This window comes from Candidatus Electrothrix sp., from assembly GCF_052785085.1.
The window spans coordinates 1-25,080 of sequence record NZ_JALAAI010000031.1; the positions used below are offsets into that span (position 1 = coordinate 1).

The 25,080-nt window shown below is 46.9% G+C and carries 19 protein-coding genes; 10 read left to right on the top strand and 9 right to left on the bottom strand.

The window, feature by feature from the left end; translation table 11 throughout:
• Positions 1 to 37: 37 nt before the first annotated feature.
• The 6 genes from L2082_RS07070 (at position 38) to L2082_RS07095 (ending at position 6,728) form a co-directional block, all read left to right on the top strand.
• Positions 38 to 712 carry a 3'-5' exonuclease gene (locus L2082_RS07070; protein WP_446007948.1) on the top strand — a complete coding sequence of 225 codons (675 nt, stop codon included), beginning with the start codon at positions 38 to 40 and terminating at the stop codon, positions 710 to 712.
• Between the two features lie 15 nt (positions 713 to 727).
• Positions 728 to 1,018: a PqqD family protein gene (locus L2082_RS07075; protein ID WP_446007947.1), complete on the top strand. Its 291-nt coding sequence runs from the start codon at positions 728 to 730 to the stop codon at positions 1,016 to 1,018.
• A gap of 8 nt (positions 1,019 to 1,026) precedes the next feature.
• The gene (locus L2082_RS07080) at positions 1,027 to 1,905 is read left to right on the top strand and encodes a hypothetical protein (protein ID WP_446007946.1); all 879 of its coding nucleotides are present in this window, start codon (positions 1,027 to 1,029) and stop codon (positions 1,903 to 1,905) included.
• The gene (locus tag L2082_RS07085) at positions 1,902 to 3,113 is read left to right on the top strand and encodes a nucleotidyltransferase domain-containing protein (RefSeq protein ID WP_446007945.1); all 1,212 of its coding nucleotides are present in this window, start codon (positions 1,902 to 1,904) and stop codon (positions 3,111 to 3,113) included. Before L2082_RS07080 ends, L2082_RS07085 begins: the two co-directional genes overlap by 4 nt.
• Before the next feature lie 151 nt (positions 3,114 to 3,264).
• Complete coding sequence (locus L2082_RS07090) at positions 3,265 to 4,302, top strand: TAXI family TRAP transporter solute-binding subunit (RefSeq protein WP_446011566.1); 1,038 nt, start codon at positions 3,265 to 3,267, stop codon at positions 4,300 to 4,302.
• A gap of 203 nt (positions 4,303 to 4,505) precedes the next feature.
• A complete protein-coding gene (locus L2082_RS07095; protein WP_446007943.1) occupies positions 4,506 to 6,728 on the top strand; it encodes an SLC26A/SulP transporter family protein in 2,223 nt (740 codons plus the stop codon).
• 139 nt (positions 6,729 to 6,867) lie between these two features.
• Here L2082_RS07095 and L2082_RS07100 read toward each other — a convergent pair whose 3' ends face one another.
• The 9 genes from L2082_RS07100 to ileS all read right to left on the bottom strand — a co-directional run bounded on the left by L2082_RS07100 (position 6,868) and on the right by ileS (position 19,428).
• Complete coding sequence (locus tag L2082_RS07100; RefSeq protein WP_446007942.1) at positions 6,868 to 7,149, bottom strand: HU family DNA-binding protein; 282 nt, start codon at positions 7,147 to 7,149, stop codon at positions 6,868 to 6,870.
• A gap of 170 nt (positions 7,150 to 7,319) precedes the next feature.
• A complete protein-coding gene (locus L2082_RS07105; RefSeq protein WP_446007941.1) occupies positions 7,320 to 9,110 on the bottom strand; it encodes a 30S ribosomal protein S1 in 1,791 nt (596 codons plus the stop codon).
• A gap of 244 nt (positions 9,111 to 9,354) precedes the next feature.
• The gene (locus L2082_RS07110) at positions 9,355 to 10,101 is read right to left on the bottom strand and encodes a hypothetical protein (protein WP_446007940.1); all 747 of its coding nucleotides are present in this window, start codon (positions 10,099 to 10,101) and stop codon (positions 9,355 to 9,357) included.
• Between the two features lie 60 nt (positions 10,102 to 10,161).
• Positions 10,162 to 11,328 carry a type IV pilus twitching motility protein PilT gene (locus L2082_RS07115; protein WP_446007939.1) on the bottom strand — a complete coding sequence of 389 codons (1,167 nt, stop codon included), beginning with the start codon at positions 11,326 to 11,328 and terminating at the stop codon, positions 10,162 to 10,164.
• 269 nt (positions 11,329 to 11,597) lie between these two features.
• Positions 11,598 to 12,323: a hypothetical protein gene (locus tag L2082_RS07120; protein ID WP_446007938.1), complete on the bottom strand. Its 726-nt coding sequence runs from the start codon at positions 12,321 to 12,323 to the stop codon at positions 11,598 to 11,600.
• Positions 12,317 to 15,283 carry an HsdM family class I SAM-dependent methyltransferase gene (locus tag L2082_RS07125; RefSeq protein ID WP_446007937.1) on the bottom strand — a complete coding sequence of 989 codons (2,967 nt, stop codon included), beginning with the start codon at positions 15,281 to 15,283 and terminating at the stop codon, positions 12,317 to 12,319. Before L2082_RS07125 ends, L2082_RS07120 begins: the two co-directional genes overlap by 7 nt.
• 500 nt (positions 15,284 to 15,783) lie before the next feature.
• A complete protein-coding gene (locus L2082_RS07130; RefSeq protein ID WP_446007936.1) occupies positions 15,784 to 16,110 on the bottom strand; it encodes a HigA family addiction module antitoxin in 327 nt (108 codons plus the stop codon).
• Between the two features lie 4 nt (positions 16,111 to 16,114).
• Positions 16,115 to 16,609 (bottom strand): signal peptidase II, encoded by a 495-nt coding sequence (lspA, locus tag L2082_RS07135; RefSeq protein WP_446007935.1) that lies wholly within the window; start codon positions 16,607 to 16,609, stop codon positions 16,115 to 16,117.
• 2 nt (positions 16,610 to 16,611) lie between these two features.
• A complete protein-coding gene (gene ileS / locus L2082_RS07140; RefSeq protein ID WP_446007934.1) occupies positions 16,612 to 19,428 on the bottom strand; it encodes an isoleucine--tRNA ligase in 2,817 nt (938 codons plus the stop codon).
• Between the two features lie 390 nt (positions 19,429 to 19,818).
• Here ileS and L2082_RS07145 point away from each other — a divergent pair, with 390 nt between their 5' ends.
• The 4 genes from L2082_RS07145 (at position 19,819) to L2082_RS07160 (ending at position 25,034) form a co-directional block, all read left to right on the top strand.
• Positions 19,819 to 22,179: a DUF2304 family protein gene (locus tag L2082_RS07145; protein ID WP_446007933.1), complete on the top strand. Its 2,361-nt coding sequence runs from the start codon at positions 19,819 to 19,821 to the stop codon at positions 22,177 to 22,179.
• A gap of 15 nt (positions 22,180 to 22,194) precedes the next feature.
• The gene (locus L2082_RS07150) at positions 22,195 to 23,625 is read left to right on the top strand and encodes an ArnT family glycosyltransferase (protein ID WP_446007932.1); all 1,431 of its coding nucleotides are present in this window, start codon (positions 22,195 to 22,197) and stop codon (positions 23,623 to 23,625) included.
• Positions 23,626 to 23,660: 35 nt separating this feature from the next.
• A complete protein-coding gene (locus L2082_RS07155; protein ID WP_446007931.1) occupies positions 23,661 to 24,404 on the top strand; it encodes a glycosyltransferase family 2 protein in 744 nt (247 codons plus the stop codon).
• Positions 24,405 to 24,521: 117 nt separating this feature from the next.
• On the top strand, positions 24,522 to 25,034 hold the full coding sequence (locus L2082_RS07160; protein ID WP_446007930.1) for a GbsR/MarR family transcriptional regulator: 513 nt from the start codon (positions 24,522 to 24,524) through the stop codon (positions 25,032 to 25,034).
• Positions 25,035 to 25,080 lie beyond the last annotated feature (46 nt).

Genomic DNA, 25,080 nt, shown 5'->3' on the forward strand with positions numbered 1-25,080 from the left:
AAAACAAACAACCAGAGGGTAACCTAACTTTTCAAACATGTCTAAATTGAAGAGGCGGGATAGTTGCGCCCAAAATTTCTCATTGCGCTATTCTCATATTGAAAAAAGTTTAGGCTCTGAATTGCTGGAGAATAAGATCAAAGCCTGCCAATCCTTTATTCGTTTTGCCCGGAGCACAGGGCTGCCAGTAGATGATTTTCTTCATGAAATTGAAACACTCGCTCAAAAAGGAACAGAAAAGAATCTCAGTTCCAAGCATGACAGCCTGCTCATCACCTCTATTCATCGCGCCAAAGGGCTGGAGTGGCCCCTGGTGATTCTCCCAGGCCTGGAAGAAGGAATTATACCGTTTCGTCAGGACAAAGGAGAACTGGAAGCTGAGGATATTGAAGACGAGCGACGTCTTTTTTATGTTGGTATGACCCGTGCACGGGAGGAGCTTTGCCTGACATACCCTCATGACCCGCGCCTGGAACGACGAAAAAAAGCAGGTGACAGCCGCAGTCCTGTGGATACGGAAAAGGGAAAGTACCTGGCAAGCTGTTTCCTTTACGAGACAAATCTGAATTTTTCTGATTGCCTGGGAGAACGCATTATACTTTCTGAACAGAACAAGGACGCTGTAAAGGCTGTTGACCTCACCATAGGTAAACGGTATCTTAAGGCTGTACAGGCATCGGTTCCCTTGAAACGAAGAAAAAACAAAAAGTAAAGACAGGTGCTACCCATGAAGATGTCTTCTGAAGATATGCAAAAGAAAATTATCCTGGAGCCCAACTATCTTCTCGAACGGATAGCGAATGAAATTACCGTTTACCATCCAACCCTTACGACTTCGCTCTATCTGAATGAAACCGGTGCCCTTATCTGGGAACTCTGCAATGGACAAAGAAGCACAGCAGATATCATTGATATTCTGACAGCATCCTATCAGGAGAACAGCCAGCAAATAGCAGGCGATGTCGCCAATGTCATCACCCTACTGCTCAAGAATAATATTGCCACCTTGCAGGAATAAATTTTAATATGCCTTCTGTATATTCTGTTGGTTTTGCTGGGCTATCTGTTGAAATCCATTATACCGACAACAACACCCTTCAATTCTTGGACTTTCTCTTTAGCGACCTGCGTGCATCATCAAATTCTGATTTCTCTGGAGAAGCAATATTGACTATCTCACAGAACAAAGAAGGAGAGCACTACATCCTCACAAACAGAGAAGGAACTTTTTTTAGCGGCCCGCTCAACGTCCAGTTTGCTGCAAGCCTGTTTGACCAGGTCATCTTTCACCTGATTAATCATCGTACAGACGGGGTTGCCCTTCACAGCGCAGCAGTTGCCTATAAAGGAGGCACCATCCTGCTGCCTGGTCAAAGCGGTTCTGGGAAAAGCACGGTCACAGCCTGGCTGACCTCTGATCATTGTCAATGCCGTTGTTCGTACCTGACCGATGAGCTGATCCTGTTAGCGGCAGACGATTCCAGCACGGTGACTCCTTTTCCAAGACCTTGTTGCATCAAACCCGGTTCTCTTGCTGCCATTCAGGAGATCCTGCCCGCGAACCGGAATATTTTTCTCGACCAACAAGGAGCTATGTTGCCTCACAGGCTACTTAACCCGGATTTTTCTCCACTTGCTCCACCCCTTGCTCTGCTGCTTTTTCCACACTACCAAGCCGATGCCCCCCTTCAGGTCGAAAAGATTTCACCGGCCCGGACATCAGCTCTGCTCATGACCTGTGATGTCAATGCCCGTAACTTACCGGATCATGGTTTTCACCAGCTTGTTGAGCTTGCCCGCTCAATACCGGCCTATACAATAACATACAGCAACTTGACTGATTGCAACGAACTCCTGCCTGATCTTTTTGCCCATGTAGGTCTGGAAGCATTATCAGAAAAATGATTAGAAGAATTCTCTCACTATGTGCTCGTGATACCGGCCATGAGATGATGTATTCTCAGCTGCAACAGGCCCTGCTTTGTTTTCAGGAAAATGCAGAAGCTGATTTATGGAACCAACTCCTGCATATGGCGGAACAGCAAGGTCTTTCTCCTTTGCTCTATCATCACAGTCAACAGATAAGCTGCCAACTCCCTGCACATTTTAAAAGATTATTACGAAGCCTGTATTTACGGAACAGACAGGCAAATACTCTCCGCCTCAATGCTGTTGCTGAAATTCTTACCTGGTTTGCTGCGGCTAATATCCAGGTGATGACAGTCAAGGGGATTGCGCTCTGTCATTTTCTCTATACAGAGCCTGGCTTACGCCCTATGCGGGATATTGATTTATTGGTGAGCGAAAAGGATCTTGCTGTAGCTCAGGAGATCCTGCTTACTCATGGTTACCTCCCAGCTGAGAAGTATGACATCCCGAAAGACTATTACCACCTCCCACCCCTGGTAAAAACCATTGCAGGCCTGCCTGTAACCATTGAACTGCACCGCTGTCTTTTTCCCGCTCATCCCTGTTATCCAGCCTGGTCTTTGGAAACACTCTTGCCAAACAAACATACCTTCAGTATCAACAATATCACAGCCCACACCCTTTCCCTTGAAGAGACCCTCTGGTATGTCTACCTGCACGGCTTTCAGGCACCCCTGACCTATGAACCCTTTCGATTGATTCACGTTGCTGACTTGGTCACTCTTATTGAAAAATACTCTGAGCAACTTGATCAAAATATGCTTAAAAAAAATTGGCCAACAATGACCAATGTCCTTTCACGGTTCCATGGCCTGACACCCTTGCAAGAACAGGTGATCAATCGCTTCAACCTCCCCATTAAAGAACATGCCCATGAGGCAGGTCAGCCCTACCAAGGATGGCCTCAACGTCGTTTTCGAAAAACTAACCTGCTTACACTGCCACAACTTCTTAAGGATACTTTTCTCCCATCCCGTTGGTGGGTGCAACTCTACTATGGTCACCTCTGCGGATACGGCTATTGGCGCGCTCTTTTTTTTGAGCATCCTCGTGCTGTCTGGCGCTGGTTTAAGGACTATTTCTTCGTATATAGAGCCTGCCTTCCAAACGCAACAGAAAGAAAAAAAAAGAAAAAAAACAATACGCTCAACTTCACTCTTCTTTCTCTTTGTTTTTCTCCCTGAAATTTTGCAGAAACAGTGCCCAGAAAACTTTCTATTTTTCAGGCTTTCACTCATTCGTCAGTTGACACCAGATCCTCTTTAGAGAATAATAGGGAAATTAAATATTTTTTTAAATTCAAGCAGAATATATGTAGCAGACTCACAATAACACATGAAAGAAAATACTCAGGCAAATGGTGCAAACATTATGACCTCCTTAAATTCACAGAAAACACTCTTCGCACTTGTTGTTTTTTTCTTTAGTTTTTCAGCGAGTTCCAATCTCCTTGCAGCAACTGATATGGGTATCGTTACCGGGGGTACAAAGGGGACATACATCCAGATAGGATCTGATATCTCCAAGCTGGTCAAACATGAGGGAATCTATCTTGACGTCCACCCTTCCAATGGGTCCTTAGACAATGTTGCAGATGTGTACGAACGCAAAGATATTCAACTGGGCATTGTCCAGTCAGATGTTTTGGCCTCTATCCGCTCTTCTGGTGACCAACAGCTCAATACTATCGCAAAACAAATCAGGATGATCTTCCCGCTCTATAATGAGGAAGTCCATATTTTGGCCTCCCGATCCATCAAATCGTTTGCTGACCTGGACGGAAAGGTCGTTGCCATTGGTTCTAAAGGTAGCGGCACAGCCCTGACCGCTTCTCTTCTCTTTGAAATGGCAGGGGTCACACCAAGTGAAACCAAACATATTGGTTCCAAAAAAGCCCTTATGCTCCTTCGCTCAGAGGTCATTGATGCAATGTTTTATATTTCCGGGTATCCGGTCAGCCTTTTTTCAAGCATCTACACAGAAAAACTCCATTTACTTCCCATAACCGACCAACGTATTGCCGAGCATTATGTACCTTCAACTATTCCAGCTGGAACATATAATTGGCAAAAAGATTCGGTTAACACCTTTGCTGTCAAGGCTGTCCTTATGAGTTATGCTTATGATGACAATCACCAGAACTGTAAAAATGTTGGAGAAGTAGCTAGAATTATTTACAGTAACGAGGCATGGCTGAAAAAAAATGGTCATGAAAAATGGGAACATGTGAATCTGGATGCTAAGCTTGCAGGCTGGGAACAGTATAAATGCGTGGCTGATAACATCAAAGATCTCAAGAAAAATAAGGCGAAAAACGCCAGTAACGGCACCTCTGTAAAAAATCTGCTCCGAAAAAAAGTCTCCATTCCTTAAGCCTTAAGGCTGAAAAAATCTTCTTGTTTATGGAGGTATAGACGTATGTTATTGGTGAAATGTTATTAGTAAAAATTACCAGCTGAGTATGGACACATTTTTTCCACTATTTCCAGAGAGCGCCGCAACATTCACCATAACTGGTCAGAATGTCCTGCTACCCAGATTCACTGATACTCGCAGCAGGAACTATTTAAAATAGTATGTCATTGGAACCACAAGAAGAAACAAGCAGGGGCCGATTTAATTTTCGGGAAAATGTACCGGAGTGGTTCTCTACGATCATTGCTGGTATACTACTCGGAACACTATTGAGCATTTTCTCCATCTCCCTGACCAGCCTTATTTTTATCGGCCCGCTGGCATCAGAGTTTCACAGAGGAATAGCTATGGCCTTGGTCACGGTTTCCATCAGCTCCCTCAGTATCACCTTATTCTCAGAGAACAAAGGTATTCTTGCAGGCTTACAGGATGCGCCTCTTGTTGTCATGGCAACATCAATTTCTGCCATAGGAGCCTCTCTCGCTTCATCAGAAACAGCACTCCCCACTATCCTGGTGTTCGTCACTCTTACAACGGTCCTCAATGGTATAAGCCTCATCCTGCTGGGTAAGTTCAAGCTGGGAATATTGGCACGTTACCTGCCTTACCCTGTCATTGGTGGTTTTATGGCAGGAACAGGTATCATGTTGATCTTTGGTGGAGTAGAGACCATGATCGATTATAAGCTCAGCGCAAGCAAACTGATTGATTTATTTGCCGGGGCTCAGCTGGAACTCTGGGGTCCTGGATTTCTGTTTGGCATCCTCCTTTTTATCGGGACACGGAGCATTAAACACACCTTAGCACTACCCGGTCTCATTCTTGCAGAAGGACTCCTCTTCTACCTTCTCCTGTTCTCGAGTGACATTAATATCAAAGACGCTGCGAATGCAGGTTTTTTGCTCGGTGATATGACAGAGGCAGCTGGCTGGCCTTTTATCAATCCAAGCCATTTTTTTTCTGCTCGCTGGGATCTGATCCGGGAACAATCGGGAGGCATCGGCGCTGTTCTCATTATTACCCCTATTACCCTGCTGCTCAATCTTAGCGGGATAGAAATGAGTGACCGGAAAGATATGAACCTGAACCTTGAGCTTCAGGCTGCTGGCAAAACAAATATTCTTTCTTCGTTGGCAGGCGGCATGATTGGCTTTCATTCGTTAGGTACGACCTCATTGGGCCGTAATATGACCGCAACCCGGACACGTTTGTTAGGCGTTATTGTTGGCATTATGCCCCTGCTCATCTTCTTCTTTGGCCGAGACCTGCTTTCTTATGTCCCTAAAGCCGTTTTAGGGGGGCTGCTGATTTTTCAAGGAATCCTCTTTCTCTATAACTGGCTGATCAAAAAATGGCGCTCTCTGCCGCTGGTTGATTATGGCGTGATTACAGTCATCGGCTTGACAATTATGACGACCAACTTTATGACCGGTATCGTGCTGGGCTTTGTCGTCATGATGTTCACCTTTGTAATCAGCTATAGCCAGACCGATATTTTTTATCGCAAACTTTCCGGGGCAGAACTGACCAGCAATGTCTTACGCTCCTCACGAGAACGCAAACAATTGGTCAGATTGGGTTGGCACTCACACATTCTTGAACTGCATGGTTTTATTTTTTTTGGCACAGCCAACGCTATTCTCAGTGAGTTGCAATTGCGGCTGCGGGCAAGCCTGCCCCTGCAACATTTGATTATTGACTTTCGCCGGGTCACAGGGGTGGATTCTTCAGCAGCCTTTTGTTTTACCCGTATCCTTTATCTTGCAGACTCGCTTAATTTTACAGTGATACTCAGTTCATTATCACCGCAGCTCAAACAACAAATGCAGCATAACGGCATCAAGGACAATAAAAAATCGTTACGTTTTGTCTCTGATCTGGACAGGGCACTGTCCTGGTCTGAGGACACCTTGCTTCAATCAGACAAGAAACAGAAAGATGGCCTTGCCTTGCCGTTACAGCTCTTTGCAAAGGGGTTTAAAAAAGAACAAATACGCCTCTTAAGGTCATACTTGCAACGTTCCACCCTGAGTGCCAAAGAACTGTTAATACGACAGGGCGAGACCTCAGATTCTGTATATTTCGTTGAGTCAGGCCAAATTTCAATCTATATTCAAACTGGTAATCAGTATCCGATTCGTCTGCAAACCATTTGCATTGGTACGATGGTCGGTGAAATTGGATACTGTCTCAATATCCCCAGAACAGCAACAATAGTGGCTGACACCAATACAGTTGTCTACCGACTTACCAAAGATGCTATGGAAACCATTAAACAGGAAGAGCCTCTCTTGGCAGAATCTATTCAAAAACTGATGATGCGGGTGATTGCTGAGCGTCTCATTACTGCAAATCGTCAGCTCCTGACCTCGTCAGGCAGATAGATAAACCTGCTCTGCATTTTTATAAACCCAAAACATAAAAAAAGCCGATCAATCTTGATCTGACAACCAAGACTGATCGGCTTTTCTTTTGCAAACACGATTACAAAGTATTGCAATAAGGGAGTGTTTTTTTTCTTCCTTACTCCTCAATAAGGACTTCCTTAAGGGACTTACTCATCGTGAAATGCAACGTTTTTCTTGCCGGGATATCCATCATTTTACCGGTCTTTGGATTTTTCGTCGTGCGCGGCTTACGTGTTCTCACCGAAAAACTCCCAAACCCCCGAATTTCAACCCGTCGCCCTTCTGTCAGTGCCTGAGTTATATTTTCCAATATAATATCAACAGCCTGAGCTATATCCTGTTTGTAGTAACCATCTAACTGCTCAGTCACCTCACTCACTAATTCACGCTTGAGCATATTGCATCCTTTTTAAATAATTCTTTAATTGATCATAATAATTCGTTGTGTCACCGCACTACACGGTTCCACGATTTTCCTGAAGCTACAACAGGAAAGGGTACGACCTCCTGCGTACTAAGTAGCAAGAAATCATACCCTTAAGGTGTTGGGCTTTTTATAAAGAAAGGTTAGTTGTTGTCAGAAGCTTCCTCTTCCTCTTCTTCTGTGCTGGCAGCAGCCTTGAGCAGATCACCAAAGGTTGACGGACCAGAGCTTGCCTTGGTAGCAGCAGGCTGTTTCTGAGCCGTTTCCTCAGTCCCGCCTCCTTTTTTGGCATTGTCTCCACTCTCTTCAGCCTCACCCCCTTCAAGGGCTTTTAATGAAAGGCCAATCTTGCGATCAGCAGCAGATACATTGATAACAGCTGTTTTCAGCATATCTCCAACATTGAACATGCCAACCGGAGTTTTGATCTTATCACGGCTGATTTCAGAAACATGCACCAAGCCTTCAATCCCTTTTTCAAGCTGAACAAAGACACCAAAATCCGTGATATTGGTAATCTTACCCTCAACCAGACTTCCGGTGGGGTAGTTGCTCACAGCAGCCTGCCAAGGATCTGGCTCCAGTTGCTTCACACCAAGGGAGAAGCGCTCATTCTCTTTATCAATTTTTAGCACAACAGCCTGAATAGCTTCACCCTTTGCATACTTCTCCGAAGGATGCTTGATACGTTCGGTCCAGGAGAGGTCAGACACATGAATCAGACCGTCAATGCCCTCTTCAATACCGATAAAGACACCAAAATCCGTGATATTTTTAATCTTACCTTCAATTACTGCACCGATGGGATAGCTTTCTTCCACCAGATCCCAGGGATTAGGCTGGAGTTGCTTCATGCCAAGAGAAATACGCTTGGTCTCAGCTTCAACCTTCAGTACCTGCACATCAATTTCAGAGCCAACGCTGACAATCTTGGAAGGATGACGCGGCTTCTTGGACCAGCTCATCTCAGAGATATGAACCAAACCTTCAACCCCTTCTTCCAGCTCAACAAAGGCACCATAATCAGTAATGGAAACAACCTTACCACTGACTTTTGCGCCCATCGGATAGGTTTCCGGAACCATTTCCCACGGATCAGATTTGAGCTGTTTTACACCAAGGGAAACGCGATCGGAATCCTGGTCATATTTAAGAACCTTAACCTCAATCTCTTCACCCACAGTATACAGCTTGGAGGGGTGAGAAACCCGGCCCCAAGACAGATCAGTGATATGACAGAGTCCGTCCATACCGCCCAGATCAATGAACAGTCCATAATCGGTGATATTGGTGATGGCACCACGAATGGTCTGGCCCTCTCCCAGGGTCGCCCGCATCTGTTCACGCAACTGCGAGCGCTGGTCTTCCAGAATAGCCCGACGGGAAATAACCACGTTATTGCGCTTACGGTTGAATTTCAGAATCTTAAATTCAAAGGTCTCGCCAATCAGAGCATCAAGGTCTTTGACCGGACGCAGGTCAATCTGTGAATACGGCAGGAAGGCAGGAACACCGATATCAACAGACATGCCACCCTTAACCCGGTTGTCAATGCGCCCTTCAATGGTCCCATCCTCTTCCTGGATTGTGGCAATCTGTTCCCAGACTTTAATGGCAATGGCTTTTTCCCGGGACAGCAGCAGACCGCCCTCTTCCTTTCTCTTCTCAATGAAGACTTCAAACTGATCACCGATTTTAATCTCGCGATCAGGATCTTCCTTACGAAATTCTCCAATAGCGATATAGCTTTCTGCCTTATCACCAACATCAATGAGAAGTGCATCGCTGTTCAGATCCACGACGGTTCCAATCGCCACTTCCTGAACATTGATTACTGTATTATTGTCTTCCTGCTCGAAGAGTTCAGCAAAACTGATATCTTCCATGCCATTTTCTTCTGCCGCTGCTGCGGGCTGAATTCCACTTTCAGTCATGGGTGTGTGTTTTCCCCTGTTCACCGGTCCATACCGGTCATCAGTATAAGGTAATTATTTTATTTCTCCAACGCCCCCCATGGGCGAGGATCTAAGTTCAAAACTTTTACCAAAGATATTTCTGAAAAACAACTGTTTCCTACTGAAAGACTGTTTTTTTTTTATTATGCCCCCCACTCCCTTGTCAATGGATGATGTTCTCTGGTTCAAACAGCGCTCAATCTCTCCTTAAATACAGGGATTACTATTTCCCATAATTACTTAGCTCTTCAAGAAGAGGTCCGAAAAGTTGCTCATAATACGGAATGGCTTTATGCAGCACCAGTTGAAAATTTTTAAAATCCTTATCTGCAACCACCAGATTGGCACTATTAGCAAGGGCTTGAATGTCATAAAGGGTCGTGAACTGGGGACCAATAAGAATGTAAAAGATCATTCTCCTTCTTGACATGGGCATTTCGCGCATAAAATTATGAAAGATTGAGTCTTCCAAAGTGCCTCCCTCAAAGCCGGTATGAAAGACAATGGTAGCAAAATTAACAGAACCGACCTGATCTACAGCCTCCTGGGCCGAGGTTAACTCCATTACCTGATAGCCCAAGGCCTCCATAGCCGCTCCCAGCTGATGACGAATGCCATCGTCAGCATGCAACACCAAGGCCATTGGTACATCCCGGACATTGTCTTCCAGAATGCCGCCCTGCTTTTCCTCCAGAAAATCCAGCGGAGGCGGAGGAGGAGGTTTAATCACATTCTCTTCATCCTTAGCTGTTGTGGCAGCTTCTTTTTCAGCAGTCTTTGCAGCAGCTTTTTGTGGAGCTGCCTCGGCAGTTTCTCCATTGCTATCAAGCTGCATGGGCTTTTTACAATGCGGACATTTCAGCGGCAGGCGTTTACCCGGTTTTAATGCCTTCAGAGCCTGTTCTATCTTTGCCTTTTGGGCTGCATTAAATTTCAGCGCACCCTGGCAATGGGGACAGTTACTGATCATTCTTTTCTCCTTGCTTCTTCTGCATCATTAGGCACAGCATCAATTCTTCTCTTACGCCTCCTATGCATCTTCTTCCTGCTCCATAGCCAGTCCGGAAATGCTGGTGGTACTCTCACCTCGGGCTGACTTAATATTATCCATGCCCCGCTTAATCACACTTTTATTGGTGCAATAGGTCATAGCAGCCTTTTCATCAATCAGGCCCCGGGTAAAGAGGTCAAGGAGATCCTGATCAAAGGTTTTCATGCTCAGGGTTGAGCCTTCCTGGATCACATTATAAAAGGTTTTTTCCGCTGCAACATCCTCACCGTTCAAGAGAAGATCAGTGACACGCAGACTACTGCGAAGAATCTCCTGAGATGCGACCCGTCCTCCCCCGACCTTGGGCAGCAGGCGCTGGCTGACCACCCAACGAATGGTATCAGCCAGACGGACCCGGATCTGCTCCTGCTCATCATGCTCAAACATACCAATAATACGGTTCAGGGTCTGGCCCGCATCAATGGTATGTAGGGATGAAAAAACCACATGACCGGTCTCCGCCGCAGTCAAGGCGATTTCCAGGGTCTCCCGGTCACGGATCTCACCAACCAAGATCACCTTAGGTGCCTGACGCAGGGCCGAACGCAGGCCGCTGGCAAAGCTATCAAAGTCATCGCCCTGCTCGCGCTGATTAAAGGTGGCTTTTTTATGGGGATGGACATACTCAATCGGGTCTTCCAGGGTAATAAGATGCACTGATCGGGTCTTATTGATCTGGTTTAAAATAGAGGCCAACGAGGTGGTTTTACCCGTTCCGGTTCCGCCAGTAAAGAGGATAAGCCCGTTCCGCTCTTCCGCCATATCATAAAAGCATGGTGGGAAACCGAAGTCCTCAATAGAGGGAATCGTGGTCTCCAATTTCCTCATAATGGTAGAATAACAGTTTTTCTGGGTAAAAACATTGACCCTGAAACGCGCTCCTTCTCCCAGTACATAGGAGAGGTCACAGGAACCGGTTCGCACCAGATCACCGAGCAAACGCTGGTTACCGTTGATCAGATTAAGGGCAAAGACTTCGGTCTGAAAGGGAGTAAGCTTCTCAACCGGAGGATCTACTTCAACAGGTGTCAACTCACCGTTGATCTCTACCTGGAGGCTCTTGCCCACCGTAACATTCAGATCGGACACCCCTTTCTTTGTGCCTAACATGGCAGCAACCCAGTAGGCAGCTTCCGCTTGTTTCATAGATAACCTCGCTGTATTAGCTTAACCTGTCCGGCTGGGACAGGCGCGGAAACGATGTTTCCAAATTGACAAAGACGATCATTGTTGAATAGTATCGCTGGATATGCATGTAGAATAAGTATGAAACTGATTTGGGGAAACTGCAAGTGTTTTTTGTGGGGTGGGTGAATGATTCTTGCCGAACAGTATTATTATCAATCAGGCAACGATATGACCATTGAGCGACTCGTAGGAAAAGAATCGCATCACTTTTTGTTTACATCCCTGTCTCACCGTTCAGGTCTGACAAGGGAAATCCATAGATGTGTCATACATAATTCGTTATCCGTTCGTTTTACAATTGATGCATATTCAGCAACTCGGCCATTGTTTTTCTTCGGCCTGAGTTGCTCCTGATCTGACCATTTTGGTTCTTCAGACGACTGTCCACACAGCTCGCGAATCCAGGTATTGATTTTCTCATGCCACGTTTCTGGCGTCCCATCCTGAAGATAGCCGATCAATCCGGCATAGTTGAGTTTTCTGCCGTGTTTGCCCAGCTTGAAACGCTCTATGCCGCCGCAGGGCACATGTTTTTCTTTCTCTTTATGTCCTATCACATATTCCTGGTGGCGTTTTTTCGGCAATTTCGTTGAAAGACGTTTTCCCTCGAAAACGGTAATCCGTGGCGAATCAATTCCGGTATCAGGATTCACCTTGAGATAAATGCCGATATCAGTCGCCGGACTATTACCACGTCTTTCGTCTTCCATGCTTTCTCGGTTTGCAAAGAAGTTCTCTTGGTCGGCAGCATTGGTGATAAAGCGGGTAAGTTTGCTGTTCAGACCATCTTCATTCTCAATGGCATCGTTCATGGCAGATTCGGCAAATTTCGGCAGGATTGTTTTGATAACTTCAACCACCTTTTTGAATTGCGTATTTTGAGGTGGGCCAAGTAAGGTTCCGATACCGCCGAGCATTCGTCCGGGAGGGGATTGATTTATGGTATTCAGCATCCCTGCTCCAAAAGATCAATTAATGTTTCATCAGCATCACGAAGGGCAATGGAACGGAGCCAGTATCGTTTCTGATTCGGTTTAATCATGAAAATGATGTTTTGTTCGTAGAGGCGGAGAATGCGGTTGATGAACAGACGACTGCTGTGGCGGCGATGCAACAGTTCATCAAGAAACGGAACAAGCTGTTCTTTATCCGGCAGCTCTATCTGTGGTTCGTCGCCGTAACAAAAGGGGTAGCAGATAAAAGAACCAAGCGGAATAGGTTGTAACGGGCGAAATTCTTTATAGACTGGGTTGAGGATATCGCAATACATTGTGCCGAAATTCTGCAAGTCGGATTCATCTGCTTTAGAGAGAACAGCAGCGTTCTCACCCTTACGCCGGAACTCAACGAGATACTTGGAAATATCCTTCATAAGTGCTTGTTCCCAGAAAGCTATATCAATGTCGTGCGTGTCGTCGGGGTAGGGCAGTGCCATTATGTCGCTGAGATATAATGAGTTTGCCCTTCCAACTAATATCCTTCCGCTAATCAACGTGGCTAAGCCCCCGAAGAGTTTTGAATCGTTTAAACGTTCAGCGAGGATCTTTAATTGATTACGTTCACTATCCGGGGCATGTACTCCAATTATTTGATTAGTAAATACAGAATATTGATCCGTGTACATTGCGGGAATAGCTGCTCCATCAACAATTTCTCTGATCAATACATGAGGAGCGGAAAAAATTTGTTGAATAGTTTTTCGTGGTTCTTCATAAAAAAGTTTATCAATAGGCTTTACGATATCCCAATTAAGCCCCTCTGATGTCAATGCATGAGGTGGAACGTTTTGTTTTCCTGTTATCCAAGGTGCAAGTTTTGGAGTTCGTTTCAGACCACACTTCTCCATACGTTTTTTGGGGGACAATTCAATAAATTCGTTCGCATTGGGCAGATCATTTAAGCGACTCCCGCATCCGACACTATACCCTTCGCCAAACTGCCACCCATGATTCTCCCTCTTTTCCTCCAGATACTCTCCCAACGTCGGAGCGTCGGTCAACAGCTGATCCAGCATGCGATGCAGCCTGCCGCCGCCGAGCAAGTTGGTTTTCCAGACATACGGATTCTGCTGAACCGATTCTCGCGAAACCCAATGGAAGTCATAAGGGTCTAGTTCAAATAGAAGTTTTTCCTTGAGAGGCTTGGTTCTGCGGAAAGTGAGATGTAATATTTTTTCTGTAGCTGGAAGGGCATTTAGACTGATCACAGCTGCTGCTGCAACTTTTGCCTTAAACAGTATCCCTTCAAGCGGTGTAAAATCGAGAATTTGATTAACGGCGAATTGTTCAAAGAGGTAACTGCGGAAAGGCCGGGCGTTGCCATTATAGAGCAGGGGGCCTGCCGGTTGAATCAGGCAAACTGTTCCTCCTTTACTGGCAACTTTAAAAGACTGCTCCAGAAAAAGGAGGGCAAGTTGGGTGTCCGGGAGTTTGGGACGTTCCTTGACCTGCGTTTTTTCTATCTGTTTTGCGGTATCAGTGGTTAACCTGCTGTCAAAAGGCGGATTACCGATAACCAGGTCAAAATGATTATTGAGTTCTTCGGACTGAACGACCTCAAAAAAATCCCTGTCCAGCAGATTACGATCCTGTAATTTATCGAATTTAAGTTTTTTCCAGATAACCAACGGTTCTAGTTCGTCACAGAGCGCAACACAGAGACTGAAGGCGGTGACCAAAACCGCTTCGGAGGCTTTGTCGATCCCGAAGATATTATTTTTTAAAATTTTCTGTAATTCTTTGTACGAAGGTTTTTTCCAGTCATTGGCTATACGCCAGCATTGAATAAGTCGTTTAAATGCGCCGACCAAGAAAACACCTGAGCCGCAGGCAGGGTCAAGGATCTTCCAGGAAAGTGTTTCTGCATCAAGGGGCAGGCATTGGTCCAGCAGGAAATCAACCAGCATGGGCGGTGTATAGACAACACCTTTGTCTTTTGCAGCCAAAAACTCCTCGTAAATATTGCTGATCAACTCAACCGGCAGATCCTCAAAGGAGTAAAGCGGCCAAAAGAGCAGTTGTCCCGAGCCTGGATCCTGATCGCCTCGTAGGAAGGCTGCAAGTTCTGCAAGGTCGGCCTGTTCAAGTTCTTCCTTTTCCTCATTCGGTAAATCAAAGATACCGCCATTGAAATGCTTGCTCAAATGATCGAATAATTTTATACAGCTTCCTTCCTCTGAAAAGAGGGAGGCAACATCATCATTGTCCGCATGTGAAAATTGACGTAAGAATCCTTTCGCGAAAACGCGATTTCCGGCAGAATCCTGACGGTCATTCAGATACTTGATCAGAATACCCATCACCAGAAGACGGTTTACAGTGCGTTCCGAAAGGATTTTTCGTTTCAGCAGTTTGTTTCTGAATACTTTGAGGTGAGAGAGGAGCTTGAAATACGCGGTTTTTTCAAGGACGAAATCGTTTGTAAAAGCCGGATTTTCCCAAAGGGTTCCGGTGGCAATTTCACGCGCAGCAAAAGCCTGGTCGGTAGCAAGCAGCTTTTCGAGCTTATTGAACGGAGTGAATAGAGGTTTTTGGGAATTTTTATCTATCTTAGGTTCTTGGCGGCAATTGAGAATTTTTATCTGACCGGCTGTCAGGATAAAGACCAACGGAGGGATACCGGCATTCCAAAGTCGGCGATGCAGCCCGGCGTACTTGGATTCGTCAAAAGAAAGCGAACTGTCGTAATAGATATAAATTTGAGGAAGAGGGGATCGAGCGGTATCGTTCGGAAAAATACGGAAGTATACAGCATCTGCCTGATACTTCTCTGCCTGTTCAAGCGCGATGCGTATCCTTGGTTCTGCCTGCTCCTTCTCCTGGACAAAGTAAAGGCTCGAAAGTTCTCCGTCAGGACGGAGCATTTCCATGCGGCTCAATTCTTTTTTAAAAATTTCTTTGTTTGAACCGTTCATAGCTTATGCCGTACTCTCTGTCGAGAGATGAGCAAAATTTTTTCTTGACTGAGAGGATAGATGATGCAATCAAACTCTCTTGAAAAATATGCAAAAAAAGACAGTAGGCTTCTCTGTCGTTTCAGATCCATACCCGAGAAAAATAGTTGGTCTATTCCCGTGAAACGAAGGCGGACAATTATTCACTGTACAGGAAAAACTCGTCTTGTAACAGGAAAATCTCTCGCTGTAACGGGAGAAAACCTTCCCGAAGCGGCAGAAATCACTCTGAAGCAGGAGAAAGAGGTTCTGTAACAGGCAGAACCCGTCATGTAGCAGGAAAAAGTCATTCTGTAGCGGGAGAAAATGGCTCTGTAGCACTGCAACGCCATTTTCTCCGCCTGCACTTACTCATCTTCCGGGGAATCTGTTCCTTCAACCCGGCGCAGGATAACACCATGCCTGTGATGCCCAGGAGCTGCAAAGCCGGAGCGGAATCAAAAGCTCTTCACATCAACAGATCAAGCCGTTGCAAGGTCATGCGGCCCAGCTTGAGTTAACCGAGCCTTCACTTCTTTTTTGATTTTACTCCCCACCTTGCTTTTGGCTATTTTCATATTGTAACGTAGCTGTAAACTCAGCCAAAATTCAGGTTCAATAGCAAAGTATCTGCCAAGGCGCAATGCTGTATTTGCTGTGATTTCCCGCTTGCCGTGAATAATTTGGCTTATCCGGTTTGCGGGTACATGAAGATCTCTGGCTAGCTGATTTTGCGATATTTCCAGAGGTTTGAGAAACTCTTCCAGTAAGACATCACCGGGAGTAATTGGAGATAATTTTTTCGGCATCCCTTTACCCCTCCTGCTCCACAACTTCCTGTTTCTCCTCCCCCTCAAAAACCTGCAACAACAAAAAGATGGTCACGCCGACGAAAATCGCTGAATCCGCCACATTAAAGGCGGGCCAATGGTATTTCCCGATATAGAAATCAAGAAAATCCACCACCGAGCCGTACAGCACCCGATCAATCACATTGCCCACAGCCCCGCCCCCGATAAGGGCGAAGCAGAGGGTGTACCAAGCGTTCTCTTTTCCCATCTTGCGCTGCATAAGAACAAGTGCCACCAGGGCCACCACCGCAATGCTGATGAAAAAGATCTGCCGCCAGAGCAGCGGCATCCCGGAAAGCATCCCAAAGGCGGCCCCGCTGTTGCGAAGAAAGGTCAGGTTGAAAAAGCCTGGAATAACAGCTGTGGAATCATACAGGGCAAAGTTATCCAGAATCGAGACCTTGGTCAGCTGGTCGCCAACCACGACCAGCGCCATAATAATAAAAAAACGGATCATAATCAGCCTGCCAGCTCCTTGACCACAGCAAGACAGCGGCTGCACAGGGTCGGATGCTCGCTGTCTTCACCTACAGTGGGAGAGATGGTCCAGCAGCGTTCGCATTTATTGCCCGGTGCGGGCCGAACAGCAATCTGCAAGCCCTTCATTTCTTCGCCAGCAACAAAGCTGGTATCGCCTGCCTCGGTAACGACATGCAAACTGGAGATAATACAGAGTTCCTGCAGCAACGCCAGATTGTCATTGAGAAAGGCTGTTGTTTCCGCATCTGCTTGGAGGAGCACCTCCGCATCCAGGGACAGGCCAATGGTCTTATCCCGACGCGCTGCCTCCAGTACCCTGGTGATCTCGCTGCGCAGATCCAGGAGCTTGCTCCAACGGGCATCCAGCTCCGCATCCTGGACAATATCATCCACCTTGGGGAAGTCAGCAAAAAAGACCGATTCCTCAAGAGGTGCCTTCTGGTCCAGGTCATGCAAATGTTCCCAGGCCTCGGCTGCGGTCACGCTGAGGATCGGGGCCATCAGGCGGAGTAGGCCGTCCAGAATACGGTAAATAACGGTCTGGGCCGCCCGCCGCTCCGGTGCATTCGGGGCGGAACAGTAGAGTCGATCCTTGAGCACGTCCATGTACAGGCTGGAGATGGTGGTACCGCAGAAGTTGATCAGGCTGTGGTAGATGGCATGGAACTCATATTCGTCGTAGGCCCGCTCCACTCGCCTGACCAGATCGGCGAATCGGGCCAGAGCCCATTGGTCTATCTCCTTGAAGTCCTCAGGTCCGACGCTGTCTGTGGCCGGATCAAAATCATTGAGATTAGAGAGGAGAAAACGCAGGGTATTGCGCAGTTTGCGATAGGCATCCGAGACCCGGCGCAGGATTTCCTCAGAGACCTTGACATCATCCCGGTAATCTTCACTGGCTACCCAGAGACGGAGGATTTCAGCCCCGAATTTATCAATCATCTCCTGTGGCGCAATCACGTTACCGATGGATTTTGACATCTTTTTGCCCTTGCCGTCTACCACATAACCGTGTGTAAGTACGCCCTTAAACGGTGCCTGGTCACGGGTGCCCACAGAGGTCAGCAGGGAGGACTGGAACCAGCCCCGGTGCTGGTCGCTGCCTTCCAGATAGAGATCTGCCGGAGAGCGCAGTTCGTCCCGGGCCTCCATAACCGCCGCATGGCTGACCCCGGAATCAAACCAGACATCCAGGATATCGGTCTCTTTCTCAAAATGGGTTGAGCCGCAGGAGCATTGTACCTCGTCCGGGAGAAAGTCCGCTGCCTCATGCTTGAACCAGGTATCAGCTCCTTCTTGTTCAAACATGGCCTCAATATTTTCACAGACCGCAGCATCCTTGAGAATCTCGCCGCAATCCGCGCAGGTCAGCACGGTAAGCGGGACACCCCAGGAACGCTGGCGCGAGACACACCAGTCCGGTCGGCCTTCCACCATGCCGTAGATGCGCTGCTGGCCCCAGGCCGGGGTCCATTTGACCTCCTTGATGGCCTGCAGGGCCTTGTCGCGCAGGTCATTATTCTTCATGGAGATGAACCACTGCTTGGTGGCTCGGTAGATCACCGGTTTTTTACAACGCCAGCAATGGGGATAGGAATGGTTGATCTCGCTCTCCTTGACCAGGGAGCCGTCTGCGGCCATATCATCATTGATCTCCCGGTTGACCGCCGGGACCTGACGACCTGCATATTTTCCGGCTTCTTCTGTGTATTCTCCTGCGTCATTCAGGGGCGAAAGCACCTCCAGATCGTAGCGCAGACCAGTGATATAGTCGTCTGCACCATGTCCAGGCGCAGTGTGGACACAACCGGTACCAGCCTCAGTGGTGACATAGTCGGCCAGCACCATCAGGGAATCACGATTCAGGAAAGGGTGGCGACATTTCTTGCCTTCCAGCCCCTTGGCAGAAAAAGTAGCCAGGATCTTGTAGTCGCTGATTCCGAAGTCCTCAAAGCATTTTTCTACCAGTTCCTGGGCCAGGATCCAGACTTCATCCTTGACCGCAACAGCGGCATAGACAAAATCAGGGTGGAAAGCTACACCGGTATTTGCGGGCAGGGTCCAGGGAGTGGTGGTCCAGATCAGTACCTTGAGGTTTTCCAGGCCTGCAAGTTCAGGCACTACCTCTTTCAGCTCCTCTGGATCCTCAGCCACGGAAAATTTGACATAAATAGATGGTGAGGTATGATCGTAATATTCAACCTCAGCCTCGGCCAGGGCCGTGCGGCAGGTGGAGCACCAGTAGACCGGCTTTTTGGAGCGCACCACCCCGTCGGAGAGCAGGAAGCGATTGAACTCCCGAGCAATGGCGGCCTCGTAGTCGTAATTTATGGTGAGATAGGGATTATCCCAATCGCCCAAGACCCCTAAACGGCGAAACTGCTCTTTCTGGGTCTTGATCCATTTTTCAGCATATTTGCGGCAGGCCCCGCGCTTTGCCAACACTGGGATGGTTTCTTTTTTCTTGCCCAGCTCCTTGTCTACATTATGCTCAATGGGCAGACCGTGGCAGTCCCAGCCCGGAATATACGGGGCCTGGAAACCGGCCAGTCGGCGGGACTTGAGGATAATATCCTTGAGTACCTTATTAAAGGCGGTCCCGAGATGAATATTGCCGTTGGCATAGGGAGGGCCGTCGTGGAGGATGAACAGGGGCCTGTCCGCTGCTTTTTCCTGAAGCTTCTGATAGAGTTTTTCCTTGTCCCAATGTTTCAGGTATTGCGGCTCTTTCTGGGTCAGATTGGCCTTCATCTTGAATTTGGTTTTGGGCAGGTTCAGGGTATCCCGGTATTCCATTGTTTTTCTCGTGGATAAAATATGTTTTTGAGGATTCAGGCGTTGTATATATTATTGTGCATTTGATGCCCGATATACATATGAGGAGTGCGTACTCCGTACTTCTACCTGGACAAGCTCTTCTTCTTATTGTAATAACAGATCAATGCCTAAAAATATTCAGCATGCCTTTATCTGGCTCAGGCTGCATCTGCGAAAACAACGATAAAAAATGCAGAATTTTACTCCGATCGGGAGAAGATGCAAGGGAAATTGCCTGATTTGTGCTGCCTGTCAGGATAAAACGAGTGTTTCTTCCTCCAGCCTGAAGCGTTGCCCAAGGAAGTGAACCCGATGGAGAAGTTCTAGGAGAAGCTATGAGAACGGTGAAAATAATGATGGAGCAACTGTGTGCAAGTAATTAGTAATTTTATTAATCAATGGCTTGGTACAGCCCTGCCGCAACTTTTTCTCCTTTTTCTCGGCATTCTGCTGGTTATTCTGGTGGTCACCGCCCTTTGGGATCGGCGGATCAATCGCCTGGGTGGGATTTTCGGTCTTTTGATCGGCCTGTTTATGGCTTCCATTGCCTTGGAGGAAAGCATTGCCGCTTTTATCGGTGGTCTTGATTCAGGGGTGCGTGTCCGGCTGATCGCTGTTTTGTTCAGTCTGTGTCTCCTCATCCTGACCGGTACAGCCTGGATAAAAACCGGGTTGCAGAAGCGTTATGGACTGACATGGACAGCAGTGGCACTTATTGTTCTGTTCACGGCCTTATTCCCAGACCTGCTCCGCTCCTTTCCCAGTCTGCTTGGTGTGCATTATGGTATTGCTCTTGCCGGACTGTTTATCGGCTTTCTTCTCTTGCTGGTCTTTCATTTTTCCATCACCATCTCGGAGTTATACGCAAATCAGCAGACCCTGCTTGAACGCATTAAACAGCTTGAGCGGCGTGAGGATACAGCTCTGGAGCAGCCGGTAGGCCCGAAAGACCCGGTAAAAGTGGAGCAAAAAGGTCTACATGGTTTGTTAAGCCTGCTTGGGAAAAAGCTGAAAAAGCTGTCTGTCAGCCTGATTCGTCGCCCGGAACGGGGAACCAGTCTGGGTGCGCCACTGATTATTCTGGTCGCAGTATGCTCTGTCTTTCTGGTTGGGATATCCACTCCCCAGGTTATGGTCGGCGACGAAGTGACCCATTATTATATGCTCAAGACGCAGGCCGATGTTCTGCCGCAACCGAATTTTATCGCCGAAATTCCTACAGGCTGGGGGGAAACAGAGGTGCGGCGTTACCCCCATTCCTTTGGCTGGCATTATCTGGGGGCTGTGATCTACAAGCTCACTGGCGGCTCGTTTGCCGCTATCCAGCTTTATCAGGCCCTTTTTCTGGCCCAGTTCCTCGGTGTTGCCTATTTATTGGCCCGGAGCCGACGGGGCGTGCAAACCCGATCTGCTTTGCCGTATCTCCTCATCTTAACAACAGTACCAATGACCTTGATCTTTTCCGTGACTTTTTATCAGGATATACCAATGACGGCCCAGGTGCTGACCGCCTTTTACCTGCTTCGGCAGAATCGTTGGCTGTTGGCGACTTTTTTTCTCGGTTTTGCTCTGGCGATGAAGGTCACGGCTGTTCTCTTTTTTCCGGCCTTTTTTATCTGCTTGCTCATATGGACTGCGGGACGTTGTCATTTGAGAAAAACCGTATTGATTTGTTGCTGCTCGCTGCTGGTTATTTCTTCGTGTACCTGGGGACTGGGCAGGGCTATTAACGTCTATGCCGGGGCATCGTTCTATCCGCTTGAAAAACTCTATCAAATAGTGCATATCGTTCAGGAGAAGATCAATCCAGTGCCGCAGAAGAAGAGGAGGGGGAAACAGCTTTCCGCTGTCAAGCAACAGGACCGGCAGCCAAACCAGGACCACGAACCAGTTGGAAACACAACAGAAGATCAGGCAAAGGTTATTTCGGAACAACAGGCTTCTATTATTGCGAATCACCCTGGTGATCTGCGTATAAAGGCGAATTATTTTGTCTACGGCGGGCTGTTGCTCTGGCTTTTGATTATAGTCGGGGGTGCTGGTGCTCTTCTGTCTTTATTGCACCGGAGAGGTAAGGGGAGTCAACAACCTGTTCAGGAAAAGGCATATTGGTTATGGGGTACAGGGCTGTCTTATACCTTGCTGGTTGCGCTACTTCTTAAGAGCACACCTGATGCCCGTTTTTTTCTGCCCGGACTTCCTTTTCTCCTCCTGCCAATTGCGGAACAGACTGTGTGTCTGCCGCGTCCCAAATGGGTGATCTCATTACTTGCCAGTTTGGCACTCCTTCAGGGCGGGTATGTTCTGTCTAAAACCTATAAATTACGGCAGGTCAGCCCGGAGCTGAAAGAGGGGATATCCTGGCTCCAAAAGCATCCTCCGTACCCTGCCAAGGTTTTCATGTATCCAGAAGGGAATTATCGACTTTTTCCTGTCCCCCATGAATGGTATATGAATTACCATCTTCGGGAATTCTGGCGGGCAGATAATGATCTGCGGAGAGCTATTCTGCGTAATTTCAATATAGGTGCAGTGGTAATCAAAAAACATCTTATTGCCCCTGTTGATCAGGAGATTACCAACCTTGGCGTGTATCCGGATTATTTTGTCCAGGAAATAGAGCAGGATGATCGCTTTCATACAGTCTTTGAGAACAAGGCTCTTCGTATTATTCGTGTTGTGCAGGTTCCCGGTGTCAATGAGCCTTCACAGAAACCTCTGAATTATTGATTCCTGCGCATCATTATGCCTCATATTATTGATAAAATATATCCGATTTATTTGCTTATTGCCTGTTTTTTTCTCTTCAAGCTGTCTCACCTCCATATTCCCTATTTCTGGGATGAACTGGGGGTGTACTCTCGGGCCGCACTGTATCTGTTTGATCATGGAATCAGCATGCTTCCAGATGCCATGCCGCCGGAACTCTCCAGGGGGCATCCGCTTTTATGCGCAGTATTCTTTGCATTCGGCTACAAACTGTTCGGCCCTCAGGTCTGGGCCGGGCACTTAACAGCCCTGCTGTTGAGTTGTGCTCTGCTTTATCTTCTCTATAAATTTACACGGGACGTTTTTGATCGCAAAACAGCGTTACTTGCCTCAGCCCTGCTCGCTGTTCAACCTGTTTTTATTGCCCAGTCCAGCATGGTATTACCTGAGGTTATGTTGGCATTTTTTTGCACCGCATCGCTCTATGCCTATTTCAAGGGGCGCTTTGTCTGGCTCGCCCTTTTTTCCACCCTGGCGATTCTGACCAAAGAAACCGCAATTATCCTTCCTTGTTGTTTTGGGCTGCCTGTTGTGTTAACCATGCTGCATAATGGAATAAACAAGAAACGTCTTTTAGAGTTTTTTTTGGTCTGCATGCCGCTGTTTGCTTGGGGGATTTTTCTTTTGATGCAGAAGATCCAGAATGGCTGGTTCTTCTTTCCTCTCCATACAGGGTATATTTCTTTTTCCCGTTCCGATATATTAGCACGGCTTGGGTATTATCTGAGCTTTTTATTGAAAGGACAAGGGCGATATGTCTGGACTATACTGATCCTGGCGGTATCTATTCTGTTTTTATTAAAAAAAAGAACGACCTTGTTTTCCAGATCGTTTATCAGCGAAGTTTTACCTGGAAGAGAATGGAGACCAGTACATATTTTGATTTTGTATATTGTTGTTTCTCTGTTCGTATCTACATTGAACTTCCATCTGGCTCGGTACATCCTTCTGATATTGCCTGCACTCTGTATGCTGATTGCTGCCCAATTCGTATATTTTGTTGAGAACCTCAATAGACCTGTTGGAAAGTACCTGCTTTTTCCCTTTTTTCTTGTTCCCCTGCTTTATTACCGAGGTCATATCTTTAACGTTGATGCTGATATGGGATATCTGGAATTCGTTGAGGCGCAACAGGAGATCACCGCCCACCTTGATGAAATTGCCGGGGAGGATGCTGTCTTAGCTGCCGAATTTCCAGTTATTCATGGGCTTATTGACCGAAGAGCCGGGTACTCAATAAGAGAATATAATGTGGCAGGCAGCGGCAAAAAGGCAGTTGAAGCAGATTACCGTATTTTTTCATCACCCGGCAACCTTGACCAATCTGAGCCTGATGTAACAAAGTATGTACTGCTGCAAAAAAATATTTCGCCATTGGCTAAGATATTTCTTTATAAGAAAAAGTAAGCTTGAAACCAGCACCGGCATTGTAAAGGAGAAAAATGTATAAGGGATGTAAAGTCGTGGTTGTCATGCCAGCGTATAATGCTGAGAAGACGGTTGTAAAAACCTACCGTGAGATCATGGCCCAGGAAGTTGTGGATACGGTTATTTTGGTTGATGACGCCAGTTCAGACAACACTGCGGAGGTCGCTGCCGAGTTGGAGAAAATGCAGGTGATCATCCACCCGAAAAACATGGGATATGGTGCCAATCAGAAAACCTGTTATCAGGCTGCTCTTGAGGCCGGAGGCGATATCATCATTATGGTGCATCCAGATTATCAATACACTCCCAAACTCATTCCGGGAATGGCATCATTGATCGGCAACGGGCTGTACTCCTGTGTGCTCGGCTCACGTATACTCGGTGGATACGCCCTGCAAGACGGTATGCCGATGTGGAAATATATTGCCAATCGTTTCCTTACGTGTTTTGAAAATTTGTTGATCCAGGCAAAGCTGTCGGAATACCATACCGGTTATCGGGCCTTTTCCAGAGATCTCCTTGAATCTATAGATCTTTCCGATAATTCTGACGATTTTGTTTTTGACAACCAGATGCTTGCCCAGATAATCTGGGCCGGGTATCCGGTTGCTGAGATTACCTGTCCTACCAAATATTTTCCAGAGGCTTCGTCCATAAATTTTAGCAGATCAGTGCGATACGGATTCGGATGTGTAAGTACGGCAATTCAGTTTCGACTTGCTAAAATGGGTGTGCGGCGTTCTGTATTATTCAGCTGAGAATATCTGCGTTCATATGCGGATGTAGAATTTATCAAGAAAGCCGCAAAGAATTCTGTTGCATTTTATAATGCAGTGGCGTATTTTCAGAAATTTGTAAAATTTGTTAACAAGTAAATGGACAGACACGACACGCTGACAGAAGTACGGATGAGGCTGGTGGAAACCGGCGGACGAACATCTCTGGATCTTGGCGCAGGACGGATCGTCGGGCAGATTATGGTATATCTTTATCTGCAAAAAGATGAGCAGTCATTGGACACAATCGGCGAATCCCTTGCCTTGAGTAAAGCCTCGGTCAGTATCGCGGTTCGTCAGCTTGAGCAGATTGGCTTGGTGCGTAGGGTATGGGTTAAGGGTGATCGTAAAAAGTATTATCGCAGTGCTGATAATATCGGGAGTGGCTTGCAGCAAGGTCTGCTTTCGTTTCTGCGTCAAAAGGTTGTGTTTTTTGGGGTAGAGCTTGAAGGGGCGTTGAGTATGCTTGAAAGCGCACCTGCTGATATAAAAAACAGCGAAGAGTATCTCTTTCTACAGCAAAGGGTGAACAGGGCAAGCAAATTACAGACAATTCTGTTGAAGGTGCTTGGTAATCCTCTGGTGAATTTTCTGGCGAAAAATATAACATAATGTTGTGAAAGACTTTTATGGATACAGTTTGATATTTCTTTCTTAA

Excerpts from the sequence above, each read along its gene's own strand:
- L2082_RS07070 (WP_446007948.1), top strand. The coding sequence starts at position 38 with ATGTCTAAATTGAAGAGGCGGGATAGTTGCGCCCAAAATTTCTCATTG.
- L2082_RS07075 (WP_446007947.1), top strand. The coding sequence starts at position 728 with ATGAAGATGTCTTCTGAAGATATGCAAAAGAAAATTATCCTGGAGCCC.
- L2082_RS07080 (WP_446007946.1), top strand. The coding sequence starts at position 1,027 with ATGCCTTCTGTATATTCTGTTGGTTTTGCTGGGCTATCTGTTGAAATC.
- L2082_RS07085 (WP_446007945.1), top strand. The coding sequence starts at position 1,902 with ATGATTAGAAGAATTCTCTCACTATGTGCTCGTGATACCGGCCATGAG.
- L2082_RS07090 (WP_446011566.1), top strand. The coding sequence starts at position 3,265 with ATGAAAGAAAATACTCAGGCAAATGGTGCAAACATTATGACCTCCTTA.
- L2082_RS07095 (WP_446007943.1), top strand. The coding sequence starts at position 4,506 with ATGTCATTGGAACCACAAGAAGAAACAAGCAGGGGCCGATTTAATTTT.
- L2082_RS07100 (WP_446007942.1), bottom strand. The coding sequence starts at position 7,149 with ATGCTCAAGCGTGAATTAGTGAGTGAGGTGACTGAGCAGTTAGATGGT.
- L2082_RS07105 (WP_446007941.1), bottom strand. The coding sequence starts at position 9,110 with ATGACTGAAAGTGGAATTCAGCCCGCAGCAGCGGCAGAAGAAAATGGC.
- L2082_RS07110 (WP_446007940.1), bottom strand. The coding sequence starts at position 10,101 with ATGATCAGTAACTGTCCCCATTGCCAGGGTGCGCTGAAATTTAATGCA.
- L2082_RS07115 (WP_446007939.1), bottom strand. The coding sequence starts at position 11,328 with ATGAAACAAGCGGAAGCTGCCTACTGGGTTGCTGCCATGTTAGGCACA.
- L2082_RS07120 (WP_446007938.1), bottom strand. The coding sequence starts at position 12,323 with ATGCTGAATACCATAAATCAATCCCCTCCCGGACGAATGCTCGGCGGT.
- L2082_RS07125 (WP_446007937.1), bottom strand. The coding sequence starts at position 15,283 with ATGAACGGTTCAAACAAAGAAATTTTTAAAAAAGAATTGAGCCGCATG.
- L2082_RS07130 (WP_446007936.1), bottom strand. The coding sequence starts at position 16,110 with ATGCCGAAAAAATTATCTCCAATTACTCCCGGTGATGTCTTACTGGAA.
- lspA (WP_446007935.1), bottom strand. The coding sequence starts at position 16,609 with ATGATCCGTTTTTTTATTATTATGGCGCTGGTCGTGGTTGGCGACCAG.
- ileS (WP_446007934.1), bottom strand. The coding sequence starts at position 19,428 with ATGGAATACCGGGATACCCTGAACCTGCCCAAAACCAAATTCAAGATG.
- L2082_RS07150 (WP_446007932.1), top strand. The coding sequence starts at position 22,195 with ATGCCTCATATTATTGATAAAATATATCCGATTTATTTGCTTATTGCC.
- L2082_RS07155 (WP_446007931.1), top strand. The coding sequence starts at position 23,661 with ATGTATAAGGGATGTAAAGTCGTGGTTGTCATGCCAGCGTATAATGCT.
- L2082_RS07160 (WP_446007930.1), top strand. The coding sequence starts at position 24,522 with ATGGACAGACACGACACGCTGACAGAAGTACGGATGAGGCTGGTGGAA.